General features: G+C 49.1%; 12 protein-coding genes. 11 read left to right on the forward strand and 1 reads right to left on the reverse strand.

Annotation, left to right across the window (positions count from 1 at the left end):
• Window positions 1-495 precede the first annotated feature (495 nt).
• Window positions 496-1,722: an MFS transporter gene (locus LQ247_RS03785; protein ID WP_023856294.1), complete on the forward strand. Its 1,227-nt coding sequence runs from the start codon at window positions 496-498 to the stop codon at window positions 1,720-1,722.
• A 19-nt stretch (window positions 1,723-1,741) separates the two neighbouring features.
• Here the strand turns inward: LQ247_RS03785 and LQ247_RS03790 are convergent, their stop codons facing one another.
• A complete protein-coding gene (locus LQ247_RS03790; RefSeq protein WP_231005586.1) occupies window positions 1,742-2,941 on the reverse strand; it encodes an MFS transporter in 1,200 nt (399 codons plus the stop codon).
• Between the two features lie 357 nt (window positions 2,942-3,298).
• Between LQ247_RS03790 and LQ247_RS03795 the strand changes: the two genes are divergently transcribed.
• The 10 genes from LQ247_RS03795 (at window position 3,299) to LQ247_RS03840 (ending at window position 13,333) form a co-directional block, all read left to right on the forward strand.
• Complete coding sequence (locus tag LQ247_RS03795; RefSeq protein ID WP_020452961.1) at window positions 3,299-5,368, forward strand: bifunctional rhamnulose-1-phosphate aldolase/short-chain dehydrogenase; 2,070 nt, start codon at window positions 3,299-3,301, stop codon at window positions 5,366-5,368.
• Between the two features lie 54 nt (window positions 5,369-5,422).
• On the forward strand, window positions 5,423-5,812 hold the full coding sequence (locus tag LQ247_RS03800) for a sensory rhodopsin transducer (RefSeq protein WP_023856290.1): 390 nt from the start codon (window positions 5,423-5,425) through the stop codon (window positions 5,810-5,812).
• Window positions 5,805-7,025, forward strand: coding sequence for an L-rhamnose isomerase (gene rhaI / locus LQ247_RS03805; protein WP_231005668.1), 1,221 nt, complete (start codon window positions 5,805-5,807; stop codon window positions 7,023-7,025). Before LQ247_RS03800 ends, rhaI begins: the two co-directional genes overlap by 8 nt.
• On the forward strand, window positions 7,022-8,503 hold the full coding sequence (locus LQ247_RS03810) for a rhamnulokinase (protein WP_231005588.1): 1,482 nt from the start codon (window positions 7,022-7,024) through the stop codon (window positions 8,501-8,503). The genes rhaI and LQ247_RS03810 overlap by 4 nt, the downstream gene beginning before the upstream one ends.
• A gap of 79 nt (window positions 8,504-8,582) precedes the next feature.
• On the forward strand, window positions 8,583-9,344 hold the full coding sequence (locus LQ247_RS03815) for a DeoR/GlpR family DNA-binding transcription regulator (protein ID WP_020452957.1): 762 nt from the start codon (window positions 8,583-8,585) through the stop codon (window positions 9,342-9,344).
• Between the two features lie 85 nt (window positions 9,345-9,429).
• A complete protein-coding gene (locus LQ247_RS03820) occupies window positions 9,430-9,981 on the forward strand; it encodes a DJ-1/PfpI family protein (RefSeq protein ID WP_003185255.1) in 552 nt (183 codons plus the stop codon).
• 124 nt (window positions 9,982-10,105) lie between these two features.
• Window positions 10,106-10,411, forward strand: a complete 306-nt coding sequence (gene csoR, locus LQ247_RS03825; RefSeq protein ID WP_020452956.1) for a copper-sensing transcriptional repressor CsoR — start codon at window positions 10,106-10,108, stop codon at window positions 10,409-10,411.
• A gap of 94 nt (window positions 10,412-10,505) precedes the next feature.
• Window positions 10,506-10,715, forward strand: a complete 210-nt coding sequence (copZ, locus tag LQ247_RS03830; protein ID WP_231005591.1) for a copper chaperone CopZ — start codon at window positions 10,506-10,508, stop codon at window positions 10,713-10,715.
• Window positions 10,716-10,751: 36 nt separating this feature from the next.
• Window positions 10,752-13,187, forward strand: a complete 2,436-nt coding sequence (locus tag LQ247_RS03835) for a heavy metal translocating P-type ATPase (RefSeq protein ID WP_231005592.1) — start codon at window positions 10,752-10,754, stop codon at window positions 13,185-13,187.
• The gene (locus tag LQ247_RS03840) at window positions 13,184-13,333 is read left to right on the forward strand and encodes a hypothetical protein (RefSeq protein WP_023856286.1); all 150 of its coding nucleotides are present in this window, start codon (window positions 13,184-13,186) and stop codon (window positions 13,331-13,333) included. The genes LQ247_RS03835 and LQ247_RS03840 overlap by 4 nt, the downstream gene beginning before the upstream one ends.
• The last annotated feature ends 1 nt before the right edge of the window (window position 13,334 follow it).

Below are 13,334 nucleotides of genomic sequence, written 5' to 3' on the forward strand. Positions count from 1 at the left end.
CTTCTTTTGCAATCAATGATGGGATACGTGCGGTTTATCGAGCTGGGAATAGGCTTGTCTCACTTAGGTATGAATCGAGAAGAATAAGCGATGGTGCGGGTCATGATGAAGGGGTATCACATTTGTTCAATAGTTAAAGCAGGGCAAGAGTTTGAGCTCAAAATCAGGCAAGGTACAGCATAAAAGTTTACTAGTAAACAATAGTCATTTTATCCCTATCTTTTCCAGTTGTCAACACAAATCAAATTCAAAATATGAAAATATTCGTAACGTTTTTTTTGAATCTGAGGAATTTTGATCAGAAGGAACCTTTTTTTAAGGCGTTTTTCGAGTGAAGAAACCCGATAAGTAAAAAATTTGTAAAAACTTTAAAGCTGCAGTAAGAAATGTTCGTTGACATTGATAAAGGAGTCATCTACAATTAATATTGTTAACCGGTGAACGATATTGAAGGAATTGTTAACGAATAAACAAAAACAAGGCAGGCGGTTTGACATGAGACCAATGAAATTAAATGCTTCTTTCATTATGTATTTTGTGTGTATCAGCGCCTTTTTCGCATCGTTGAATCAAAATATCTATTCACCCATCATTCCGTTAATCAGAGATTCGTTTCACGTTTCCGTATCGATGGTCAACCTGTCCGTCTCGCTGTTCATCTTCATTACAGCTGTGATGCAGATCATTGTCGGCTCAATTGTCGACTTTAAAGGATCGAGGTTTGTGATGATGGCGAGCATGATCGTAACGGTCATTGCTACAATCGGCTGCGCCGTCGCAAGGGATTTTGGACTGTTTCTTTTTTTTAGGGTGCTGCAGGCTTTAGGGACGGCAGCGCTTCCATTAATTGCGGCAACCACAATCGGATCTCTGTTCCAGGGAACGAAGCGGGGCAGTGCGATGGGGACTTATCAAATGCTGCTTTCCCTTGCACCGGCAGCGGCGCCTATTCTCGGCGGTTTTATCGGGGAGCGCTATAATTATCCAGGAATTTTTTGGTTTTTGACAGTCTTGTCTGTTCTTTTGCTTTTCGGAAATGCGTTTTGCTTTCCGCAGAGCCATGCGGAGAAAAAGACCAATCTCAGCGCCGGCAGCCTGTTGTCGCATTATAAGGATATTTTCAAAAACAGGACGGGAAATGCCGTTTTGATATTAAGCTATCTTCTTTTCTTTATTTATTTTTCAGTGATCGTATATTTGCCGATTTTGCTGACTGATCATTATCACCTTGATCTGCAGATCGTCGGCTTGCTGTATTTGCCGATAGCGGTCAGTACGGTTGCCGGCAGCGTGCTGTTTAAGTGGATACAAAAGAGGTTGTCGCTCGGACGCCTGTTTCTGATCGGCAATCTGACCGCCGCGGCCAGCGTCGTCTGTTTTGGCTTTACCCACTCGTTTTCACTTTTCGCGTTGTCGGCGGCCCTCGTTCTTTTCGGCGTCACAATGGGGCTGATCCCGCCGCTGTTCTCTACGATGATGGCAAATGAATTTGATGAGAACCGCGGCAGTGCGATGGGCATGTTTAATTTTATCAGGTATACGGGAATGGCCTGCGGTCCTGTTCTATCAGGCGTGTTATTAGGAATGTCATCTTCTGTTTTCGTTTTCGGCTGTTTCGGCATCGTCTATGCCGCGGCCGCCCTTTTGATGATCGCGATCATGCGGAAAGCAGCTCAGACAAAGACGCTGCAAGAACCAAACAAAAAAGCTGCCAGGTCTTAAAGCCGGGCAGCTTTTTTAATTACAGATCCGTTCTCCACATTTCTTCTTTCACTTGTCTTTTCTCAGACACAAAGGCGAACATCGTCAGCGTCAGTCCGCACATGGTCATAAGCGCACCGCCTGTGGCAAGGTATGTGTAGGACTCTGATGCATGAAGAATGAGTCCGCCGATCCATGCGCCGAGCGCGTTGGCCAAGTTAAATGCAGCGATGCTGACAGAGGTGGCGATCGTTGTTCCGTGTTCAGACGCAGCCACGACCTTTGTTTGCAAAAGGGGCACCGTTCCGAAAGCGCCGGCTCCGAATAAAAACGTCACGATGATGGCGCCGGCAGGGTGTCCGCTGACAAAAGGGAAGGCCGCAAGGATCGCCATGAGCGCGATCATCACGCCGATCATGGAGCGGGTTAACAGGTGAAACGGCACCTTTCCGGCGTAGAAATTGCCGACGACTCCGCCAAATCCGTAGGCGAAAAGGGCGGCTGTAATGCCGAGGCTGCCAAAACCGGCAGAATGCCGCAGCATCGGTTCAATAAACGTGTAGGCGATGAATACACCTGAATAGCCGAAAATTGTGATAGCAAAAGAGAAAAGAACTTGTTTATTTTTAAACACATCCCATTCATGGATCAATTTAGGGACGACTTTCGGTTTTCTGTGCGGCACCGTCAGCCAAATGCCGGCGAGGCCGATCAATCCGAGGAATGCGATCATCAGAAAAACGATCCGCCAGTTGAAAAGGTCGCCTAAATAAGAACCGAACGGAACGCCGAGCATCAGGGCGATGGTCAAGCCGCCGTTCATTGAAGCGGCAGCGGCGGCCCGCTTTTCGGGCGGTACCATTTCGCTGACGAACACCATCGTCGTTGCAAAAAATGCGCCATGAATGGAAGCGGATAGGATTCTTGAGATCAACAAAACGGTGAAGTTCGGCGCCAGGAAACTGAGCGCATTCGACAGTACAAACACACTCATCAAGCCGATCAATATCGGTTTCCGCGGCATTTTGACCGACAATATGGTGACGATCGGCCCCGTCAGACAAACGCTTCCCGCATATGCCGTTACCAATAAGCCAGTAGATGAAATCGGAACAGAGAGATCCTTTGAAATGGAAGTCAATATACCCATAACGACGTACTCTGTAAAGCCGATAGAAAATGTGCAAATCATAAAAATTGCGATGATCAGTTTGACTGGTGCGTGCAGTGTTTTATTCATCCTGACCCCTCCTTTTAAAAAACATGAGTTTATATATTAAAAGATTAAAAGCCGATTTTCAACCGTTTGTTGTGGATCAATATGTTCCCAAAACGGTTAGCCGGCGGGACAAAAAGCGTCATCATCATGATGCCAGCGCTTTCTTAAAATCTGACATTTTATTTTCAAAGGTTAAAACATTCCACATTCCTGCCCCCCTACGGCTGCCTGCTGTTGAGGGTTTTTTATTTATAGACCGATTGAAACAGCTCTATCATAAAATGGCTTCTGAAAAAAGCGCTTACAAAACAAAACAAAATATGTTACTCTTTAAACAAACATATTCAAAAATAAACAAACAAAAACGGAGTGATACGTATGGTGGAATATTTATGGTCAGAAACTGAGGCTGCATCGCTGCGTCCGGGTCTTGACGAACTCGTCTACCGTTCCAACCTGATCGGCTCTGACCGATCGGTCTGCAACTGGGGCGGGGGAAACACATCGATGAAAACGACGGAAAAGGATTTCAGGGGCAGGGACATCGAGGTGATGTGGGTGAAAGGCAGCGGCTCGGACTTGGCGACGATGTCAGCGGGCCAATTTACCGGGCTGAGGCTCGATGATATTCGTCCGCTGATGGAACGGAGCAGCATGACCGATGAAGAAATGACAGCATATTTGTCCCATTGCATGATGGACGGAAAGCACCCGCGGCCGTCGATCGAAACGCTTCTTCATGCTTTTTTGCCGTTTCCGCATGTCGATCACACCCACCCCGATGCGATCATCAGCATCTGCTGCGCTGATAATGGAAAAGAGATCGCAGAGGAGATATTCGGCAGCCGCTTTGTATGGGTGCCTTATGTCAGACCGGGCTTCGCTTTATCGAAGCTGATAGCAGAAGGTGTGAAAAACAACCCGAATGCAGAGCTTGTTTTAATGGAGAAGCATGGGCTCGTCACCTGGGGGGAAACGGCGAAAGAAAGCTATGATCAGACGATTGCTGTGATTCGCGAAGCGGAAGCATACATTAAAAGCCGTTCAGAAGATCATCAGCCGTTTGGCGGACAGATGGTCGAGCCGCTTGCACCGGAGGACCGGAAACGGATTTTAGCCGATATCTTGCCAATTATCCGCGGCGCTGTCAGCGGAGAGAAACGCATGCTGCTCACATGGTGCGATGCTGATGATGTACTCGAATTCACGAACAGCAGGCGCGCTCCATCGCTTTCACAGGTCGGCGCCGCATGTCCGGATCACCTTGTGCATACAAAGCGGACGCCTGCCTATATTCCGTGGAATCCCGCTGAACAGGACACAGAGAAGCTGGTCGAACGGATCAAAACCGAGATTGCTAGGTTTAAAGAATCGTATGCCGCCTATTTTCAAAGAAACCGGCATGAAGGAGACGAGATGTTTGAACCGGCGCCGCGCGTGATGCTAATCCCGGGAATCGGCATGGTGGCAGCAGGTAAAAGCCTGGCGATGGCAAAGGTCAGCCGAGATTTATATCGGCGGGCGATTGCTGTCATGAAGGGAACAGAAGTCCTTGGAAACTTTGTATCTCTAAATGAGGAAGAATCCTACAATGTCGAATATTGGCCGCTTGAGCTTTATAAATTAACGCTTGCTCCGCCGGAAGCCGAATTTTCCCGCAAGATCGCATTTGTGACGGGAGGAGCGGGCGGAATCGGCAGCGAGACCTGCCGCCGCCTTGCTTCAGAAGGTGCGCATGTTGCTGTTGCTGACATTAATATAGAAGGCGCAGAAAAAACAGCCGCAGAGATTAATGAACAATACGGTGCGGAACGAGCATCCGCCGTCCGCATGGATGTGACGAAAGAAGAGGACGTTCAGGCGGCATTCGAGGAAATCGTCCTTAATTACGGCGGGATCGACATTCTCGTCAACAACGCGGGGCTTGCGACATCCAGCCCGCTTGATGAAACGACTCTCGAAGAATGGAATTTGAATATGAATGTACTTGGAACAGGATATTTTCTCGTCGCCAGAGAAGCTTTTAAGCAAATGAAAAGACAGGGTTCAGGCGGCAGCATGGTGTTTATCGGCTCGAAAAATTCCGTTTATGCAGGCAAAAACGCTTCGGCATACAGCTCTGCAAAAGCGCTTGAGGTTCATTTGGCGAGATGCATCGCCGCTGAAGGCGGACCGTATGGAATCCGCGTGAATTCAGTGCTTCCGGATGCGGTGCTTCAAGGGTCGGCCATCTGGGACTCCAAGTGGCGCGAAGAAAGAGCCGCCGCCTACGGGATTGAACCCGATCGGCTTGAAGAGCATTACCGCAAACGTACGACTCTTTCCGTCAACATTTATCCCGCCGACATCGCCGAAGCGATCGCTTATTTCGCTTCAGAAAAAACGGCAAAAACGACGGGATGCATGCTGACGGTTGACGGGGGAGTGCCGGCCGCATTTTCAAGGTAATTGGAAAGGAACGGCTTCGGCCGTCCTTTCAGAAAACAAAGGGGGAAAAGGGAGATGAAGGGCGAGACCCACTGGATCATACCGGACGGTTTTATTCCTCCGGAAAGTTCCGGAAGCTTGACGAGCCATGAAGCCATCTGTGTTTTAAATTGCCATGAAGAAGACGCAAACCTTGCGATCACAGTATACTTTGAAGACCGTCCGCCGCTCGAAGGCATTCCCGAGACGGTTCAGGGCAAGAGAACGAAGCATATTCGCACAAGTTCTTTGCACCGAGCAGGAGAACGCATTCCTGAAAATGTTCCTTATGCGATCGAGATCGCAAGCGATGTACCTGTGATCGTCCAGTACAGCCGGCTGGACACAACCCAGCCGGAACTTGCGTTAATGTCAACCATGGCATATCCGTTAAAAACAAGGGGGAAGGGTGTACATGATGAATGACCGGGCTTACGCTTTATTTGAAGAACAGCAGAAAGACAGAGGCATCAGCCTTTCTGAAGTAAAGAAAAAATTGAAAGCGCTTAAAATCGAGACGCCTTCATGGGGATACGGGGACTCGGGCACGCGCTTCAAAGTGTTTCAGCAAGAGGGCGTACCGAGGGATCCATTTGAAAAAATGGAAGATGCATCAGTCGTTCACAAATTAACCGGAACTTGTCCTTCCGTCGCCATCCATATTCCGTGGGATCAAGTTGATGATTACGGAAAGCTGAAAGCGCACGCCGAGCAGCTTGGCCTTGCCGTCGGCGCCGTGAATCCGAACTTGTTCCAGGACGATGACTACAAATTCGGAAGCGTCACAAACGTTAAAGCGGACATTCGCCAAAAAGCGACTGAGCAATTGCTCGAATGCGTCGATATTGCAAAACAAACAGGATCCAAGGAAATCAGCCTCTGGCTTGCCGACGGAACCAACTATCCCGGTCAGGGCGACATCAGAAAACGGAAAAATTGGATGTATGAGTGTCTGGCTGAAGTATACGAAGCGCTTGACGATGATATGCGGCTCTTGATTGAATACAAGTTTTTTGAGCCGGCATTTTATCATACAGACCTGGCGGATTGGGGGATGGCTTACAATTTGGCGCAAAAGCTCGGGCCGAAGGCTGAGGTGCTCGTCGACACCGGCCACCATCCCCAAGGGACGAACATCGAGCACATTGTCGCTTATTTGCTTGACGAAAAACGTCTCGGAGGCTTTCATTTCAACAGCCGCAAATACGCTGATGACGATTTGATCGCAGGCGCGCACAACCCGTACGAACTGTTTCTCATTTTTTATCAAATTTTGGACGCCTGCCGCGATTCCGACCCGAGTGTCCGGAAGACGGCCGAACATATTTCGTATATGCTTGATCAATGCCATAATCTCGAACCTAAAATCCCGGCTGTACTGCGCTCGGTCATGAATGTGCAGACTCAATTTGCAAAAGCGCTTTTGATCAACTTCGATGAAGTGAAGAAAGCGCAGGAAAATCATGACGTTCTTGCCGCAGAGGCTGCGATCCGCGAAGCATTTGAAATTGACGTCAAACCGCTCCTTTACGCCGTGCGGGAGGAAATGAACGTCCCGCCTGATCCGCTCAAAGCTTATGCGGAAAGCGGGTATGCGGAGAAAATACTGGCACGCGGCAAAGGCGGTGCAAGCTGGTGACGATTCTCGCTTTTGATCTTGGTGCGTCGAGCGGCAGAGCTTATGCAGGTCATGTGGACGGCGGTCTGATCAAAGCGGAGGAAATTCACCGTTTTCCAAATCAGCCCGTTCAGGCGGGAAAACACCTTTATTGGGACATTCTCAGGCTTTATCATGAAATCAAAAAAGGCATTTTAAAGGCGAAAAACGGCTGCGGACGAATCAGCTGTATCGGAATCGATTCTTGGGCGGTTGATGTCGGCTTTCTCGATCGTAACGGAGAGTTGTTGGGGAACCCTTATCATTACCGAGACCCTTACACGGACGGAATGATGATGGAGGTGCTGAATGAAATCGGAAAAGAAGAGCTGTTTTCAAGAACCGGTATTCAACTTTTGCCGTTCAACACCATCTTTCAGCTCCGGGCGCTGAAAAAAGCGAATTCTCCGCTGTTGGAGCGAGCGGAAACGCTTTTAATGATTCCTGATTTGCTGCGCTATTTTTTAACGGGCGAGAAAAAAAGCGAGTTTACAAATGCGACGACAACTCAGCTGTTCAACCCGAAAACGTCAGATTGGGATTGGGAGCTCATCAGCCTTATGGGACTCCCGGCCAATATTTTTCCGAAGGATATAGCAAAACCAGGAAGCGAAGCGGGGAGGCTGTCACAATCAGTGTGCAGCGAATTGTCGGTGCCTGCCGTACCGGTCATTGCCGTCGGCGAACATGACACGGCTTCTGCAGTTGTCGGCGTTCCCGCTGAAACGGAAGACTTTGCATATTTGATTTGCGGCACCTGGTCGCTGATTGGAACTGAACTTGACACTCCGCTGATGTCAAAACAGGCGCTCGATTGGAATTTTACAAATGAGGGCGGTGCCGGCGGTACATTCCGCTTTTTAAAAAACATTATGGGATTGTGGCTGTTCCAGCGCTGTCAGGCAGATTGGGAAAAAGACGGGATCAGCTATTCGAGCGCCGAGCTTGTCAAACTTGCCGGACAGTCGGAAGCATTCAGGTCGGCGGTTGACCCGGATGACCCGATGTTTCTTAATCCCGTGCATATGCCTGAGGCGATCAGGGAGTATTGCCGTGCAACTGGGCAGCACGTGCCGGAAACGCCCGGACAGATGATCCGCTGCGTGCTGGAAAGCCTTGCGTTTAAATACCGGTTTACGCTTGAACGGATTGAAACATTGACAGGAAAAGAATATGACGGACTTCACATGGCGGGCGGAGGGATTCGAAATGAACTGCTGTGCCAATACACGGCGAATGTACTGGCCAGAAATGTATGGGCCGGACCGTCAGAGGCGAGCACCATCGGCAACATTGCCGTACAGGCCATCGCACTCGACATGTTTTGGGATATTCAAAGCGCCCGAAAAGCGATCAGGACTTCCTTCCCTCAAAAAACGTATGTACCGGAAGATACAGAAGCGTGGGAGGCGGCATACCGCCGCTATACAAGTCAGATTCTCGTCGCCGCTTCCCGCTGAAAACATTTCCTGTATCGGCGCTGATGCGCTATCATGAAAGTAACAGTGACTTTTACCAAAAAAGGAAGGAAGTAAACGGATGCTTGTAGCTGAAAGACACCAAAAAATCGTCGAGCTTGTCAATCTGCGCTCGAGCGTACGCGTCACAGAACTGAGCGAGCTTTTTTCCGTCACGGAAGAAACGATCAGGCGCGATTTGGAAAAGCTTGAGAAGGAAAATAAGCTGAAAAGAAGTCATGGCGGCGCTGTCAGCGTACAGACCGAAGAAGCGGAGGTGCATTTTCGCGAGCGCGAAATTACAAACGTAAACGAAAAAAAGATGATTGCATTTGAAGCCGTTAAGCACGTGAAAAGCGGGGAACGAATAATTCTTGACGCCAGCACGACGGCATGGTACATGGCAAAAGCGCTTGAAAACATCCCGCTGACCGTCATCACCAATTCAGTCAGAGTCGCGATTGAACTCAGCAAAAAAGAAAAGGTGACGGTCATTTCAACCGGCGGGATGCTGCTGCCGCAATCGATGTCATATGTCGGTCCTTTGGCTGAGCGCTCCCTTGATATGTATCACGTCAACAAAACATTTCTGTCTTGCAAAGGCGTCGACCCTGCGAGCGGTTTGAGCGATTCAAACGAAATGCAGGCGCTGTTGAAAAAACGGATGATCGAGATTGCGGACGAAACGATCTTGATGGCGGACAGCAGCAAATTCGGGACCCGTGCTTTCTCGCAAATCGACCGCCTTCATAACGGATACAGGATCATCACAGATTCAGGAATTGACAAAGCAAACCTTGCCCTCTTGAAAGACATTACAGAGACCATCACGATCGTCGGCTGAAATCAAGCTCCTCAAGCACTTGATTTTAAAATCAGGCGCAAATGGGATAAAATAGAAGAGTAAAAAAGGAAAGGAGATGTTTTTGATGGCGAAAAAGATTTTGATCGTAACGGGCGACGCAGTTGAAGCGCTGGAAGTGTATTATCCTTATTACCGCTGTCTTGAAGAGGGCTATGAAACGACGATCGCCGCACCGAAAAAGAAAAAGATTCATACGGTTGTTCATGACTTTCTGGATTGGGATACATACACCGAAAAGCCGGGCTATTTAATTGACGCGCATGCTTCATTTGATGAGATTGATCCGTCCGAATACGACGGCATCATCATTCCGGGCGGACGCGCGCCGGAATTTATCCGGATGTACGATTCCCTGCTGAAAATTGTTGCTCATTTCTTTGAGGAAAATAAACCGGTCGGCGCGATTTGTCACGCGAGCCTGATTTTCACAAGCCTGAGAGAACATCTGAAAGGTCGGGAGCTGACGGCTTACATCGCCTGCAAACCGGAAGTCGAAGCCGCGGGCGCGACTTATGTAGAGGAGAAGCTTCATGTCGACGCCAATCTGGTCTCAGGCCATGACTGGTCCAATCTGCCGGAGTTTATGAGAGAATTTTTTAAAGCGTTAAACAAATAATATGCAGGGACGACCCCGCAGAAAATTGGGGTTGTCTCTTTTTTTTAGACATGTTTCGCTTCGCATTTTATAATGGTACAAACGGGTAACTTGGACAAAATACAATGGAAAGAGAGGTGCTCCGATGTCAGCAGATCATCATGAACACACATTAAATCCCAAAAGTTCTAAAGGAAAAGAACAAATCACAAACCGCTTAAAGCGGATTGAAGGGCAGGTCAGAGGCATTCAAAACATGATTGAAAATGACCGCTACTGCGTCGATATTCTCGTTCAAATCTCAGCTGTGCAAGCCGCGATGCAAAAGGTGGCTTTCAGCCTGCTTGAAGATCATACCCACCATTGTGTCGCAAACGCGATTAAAAGCGGTGAAGGCGAAGAGGCCATCGAGGAGCTGCTTGATGTGTTTAAGCGTTTTTCAAAGTCGTGAACGAAAAAAGGGAAAATCGTTTTCTTGAAATACCCTACAGGGGTATGGTAATATAAAACCGATCAATATCATCAAACCATAGGAGGTTTTCAATATGGAACCAAAAACACTGAAAGTCGAAGGCATGTCTTGCAACCACTGTGTTCAGGCAGTAGAAGGAAACGTCGGAAAGCTTGGCGGAGTAGAGTCCGTTAAAGTGAATTTAAGCGAGGGCAAGGTCGAAGTTTCGTTTGATTCAGGCAAAGTATCGCTGAAAGAAATCATCGATACGATCGAAGATCAGGGGTATGATGTCGCAGGCTAATGTATACCTATAAGGGGTATATAAGGAGTGAAGGATATGGACGGACAAAAAGAAGCCACCCTCCAAATCTCTGGCATGACCTGCGCCGCCTGTGCGGCGCGGATCGAGAAAGGGTTGAAAAGGCTTGACGGCGTTCAGGACGCAAATGTGAACTTGGCGCTGGAAAAATCAAAAATCGTTTATGATCCGGGGCAAATCGAAGTCGGACAGCTGGCTGAAAAAGTCGAATCGCTCGGCTATCAAGTTCCAGCGGAAAAAGCCGAATTCGCAATTTCCGGCATGACGTGTGCGGCTTGCGCCAACCGGGTTGAAAAGCGCCTCAACAAGCTGCCGGGCGTCAAAAACGCCGCCGTCAACTTTGCCATAGAGACTGCGGCAGTCGACTATCATACCGGTGCGGTTTCGCCGGAGGAAATGATCGAAGCCATTGAAAAGCTCGGCTACAAGCTCGAGCTGAAAAAAGACCAAACTGCGGATGGAGCGGCGGAACAAAGAGAAAAAGGCATTCAGCGTCAAACCGGCAAGTTTATTTTTTCGGCCATTTTATCTTTTCCGCTGCTCTGGGCAATGGTCAGCCATTTCAAATTCACGTCATTTATATGGCTGCCGGGGATGTTCATGGATCCCTGGGTTCAGTTCGCGTTGGCGACACCGGTTCAGTTTATCGTCGGGAAACAGTTTTACACAGGGGCTTATAAAGCGCTTCGGAACAAAAGCGCGAACATGGATGTGCTGGTCGCTCTCGGCACGTCTGCCGCGTATTTCTACAGCTTGTATTTAAGCATTGAAAGCCTCGGCACGAACCGGCATCCGGACGGACTTTATTATGAAACAAGCGCCATCCTCTTAACCTTGATCATTTTAGGAAAGCTGTTTGAAGCGAAAGCGAAAGGGCGCTCATCCGAAGCGATCAAAAAGCTGATGGGGCTGCAGGCACAAACGGCGACCGTCGTCAGAAACGGCGAAGAGATGACCGTGCCGATTGAAAACGTATTGGCAGGCGACATCATGTACGTGAAGCCCGGTGAAAAAGTACCGGCAGACGGAGAGATTGTCGAAGGACGTTCTGCGCTGGATGAATCAATGATCACCGGTGAAAGCATCCCTGTTGACAAGACGGTTGGAGATCCGGTTATCGGTGCTACAATCAATAAAAATGGATTTTTAAAAGTAAGAGCAGAAAAAGTAGGCAAAGATACTGCGCTGGCGCAGATTATAAAAGTCGTGGAAGAGGCGCAAGGTTCAAAAGCTCCGATTCAACGGCTCGCAGACCGGATTTCCGGGGTTTTTGTGCCGATTGTCGTGGCGATCGCAGTCATCACATTTTTCGTCTGGTATTTGGCGGTTAGCCCCGGTGAATTCGGCACGGCGCTGGAAAAGCTGATTGCGGTGCTTGTGATCGCATGTCCGTGTGCGCTCGGTTTGGCAACACCGACTTCGATCATGGCCGGATCGGGCCGTGCGGCTGAATTCGGAATTTTATTCAAAGGCGGCGAACATTTGGAGACGGCTCACCGCTTGGAGACGATCGTGCTTGACAAGACGGGGACGGTCACAAATGGAAAGCCTCAGCTCACAGATGTGCGCACTGAACCATGGATCGATGAAACATCGTTTCTCAAGCTTATCGGTGCTGCGGAAAAAAACTCTGAACATCCGCTTGCTGAAGCCATTGTCGAAGGCGTTAAAAAGAGAGAGATAGAACCGGCCTCCGCAGACAGCTTTGAAGCGATACCCGGTTATGGTATCGAAGCCGCAGTCAATGAAAAACGGATTTTGATCGGCACAAGACGGCTGATGGAAAGCCGTGATATTGACATTCAAGAGGCGCACAGCGAAATGGAGAAGTTTGAAACACAAGGAAAGACGGCGATGCTTGCCGCCATCGACGGTCGGTTTGCCGGGCTGATCGCCGTCGCCGATACGATAAAAGACACGTCGAAGAGAGCGGTGAAAAGGCTGCATGATATGGGGCTTGAAGTCGTCATGATCACCGGAGACAACCGGCGGACGGCAGAAGCGATTGCTGCTGAAGCCGGCATTCAGCATGTCATTGCAGAAGTCCTGCCTGAAGGAAAAGCAGATGAAGTGAAGAAAATCCAGGCAAAAGGCAAAAAAGTCGCGATGGTCGGCGACGGCATCAATGATGCGCCGGCACTGGCGGCAGCCGATACCGGAATGGCGATCGGAACGGGGACTGACGTCGCCATGGAAGCCGCCGATATCACCTTGATCCGCGGCGATTTAAACAGCATCGCCGATGCGATCCTCATGAGCAGGCTGACGATCAAAAACATTAAACAAAACCTTTTCTGGGCGTTTGCCTACAACAGCATCGGCATTCCGTTCGCGGCCGTCGGGCTTTTGGCCCCGTGGATCGCAGGTGCCGCGATGGCGTTCAGTTCGGTCTCGGTCGTTCTGAATGCACTCAGGCTGCAAAAGGTGAAGCTTGATTGGAGGAATCCGTCTTGAAGGATAAAACAGTGCTCGTTTGGACGGTTTCGGCGGTTGTTTATGTAGGAATTGTCATGCTCGTATACAGCATATTGGCCGCTCAGGAACCGATACCCGATGAAAAGCCTCATGACGGTCATGCTTTAGAAGAGCATGCCAAATGAT

The organism is Bacillus sp. BS3(2021) (assembly GCF_021043345.1).
GTDB lineage: Bacteria > Bacillota > Bacilli > Bacillales > Bacillaceae > Bacillus > Bacillus paralicheniformis.

Coding starts and splice junctions, on each gene's coding strand:
- LQ247_RS03820 (WP_003185255.1), top strand. CDS start 9,430: ATGGCGAAAAAGATTTTGATCGTAACGGGCGACGCAGTTGAAGCGCTG.
- LQ247_RS03800 (WP_023856290.1), top strand. CDS start 5,423: ATGAAGGGCGAGACCCACTGGATCATACCGGACGGTTTTATTCCTCCG.
- LQ247_RS03815 (WP_020452957.1), top strand. CDS start 8,583: ATGCTTGTAGCTGAAAGACACCAAAAAATCGTCGAGCTTGTCAATCTG.
- LQ247_RS03835 (WP_231005592.1), top strand. CDS start 10,752: ATGGACGGACAAAAAGAAGCCACCCTCCAAATCTCTGGCATGACCTGC.
- csoR (WP_020452956.1), top strand. CDS start 10,106: ATGTCAGCAGATCATCATGAACACACATTAAATCCCAAAAGTTCTAAA.
- LQ247_RS03790 (WP_231005586.1), bottom strand. CDS start 2,941: ATGAATAAAACACTGCACGCACCAGTCAAACTGATCATCGCAATTTTT.
- copZ (WP_231005591.1), top strand. CDS start 10,506: ATGGAACCAAAAACACTGAAAGTCGAAGGCATGTCTTGCAACCACTGT.
- LQ247_RS03795 (WP_020452961.1), top strand. CDS start 3,299: ATGGTGGAATATTTATGGTCAGAAACTGAGGCTGCATCGCTGCGTCCG.
- LQ247_RS03785 (WP_023856294.1), top strand. CDS start 496: ATGAGACCAATGAAATTAAATGCTTCTTTCATTATGTATTTTGTGTGT.
- rhaI (WP_231005668.1), top strand. CDS start 5,805: ATGAATGACCGGGCTTACGCTTTATTTGAAGAACAGCAGAAAGACAGA.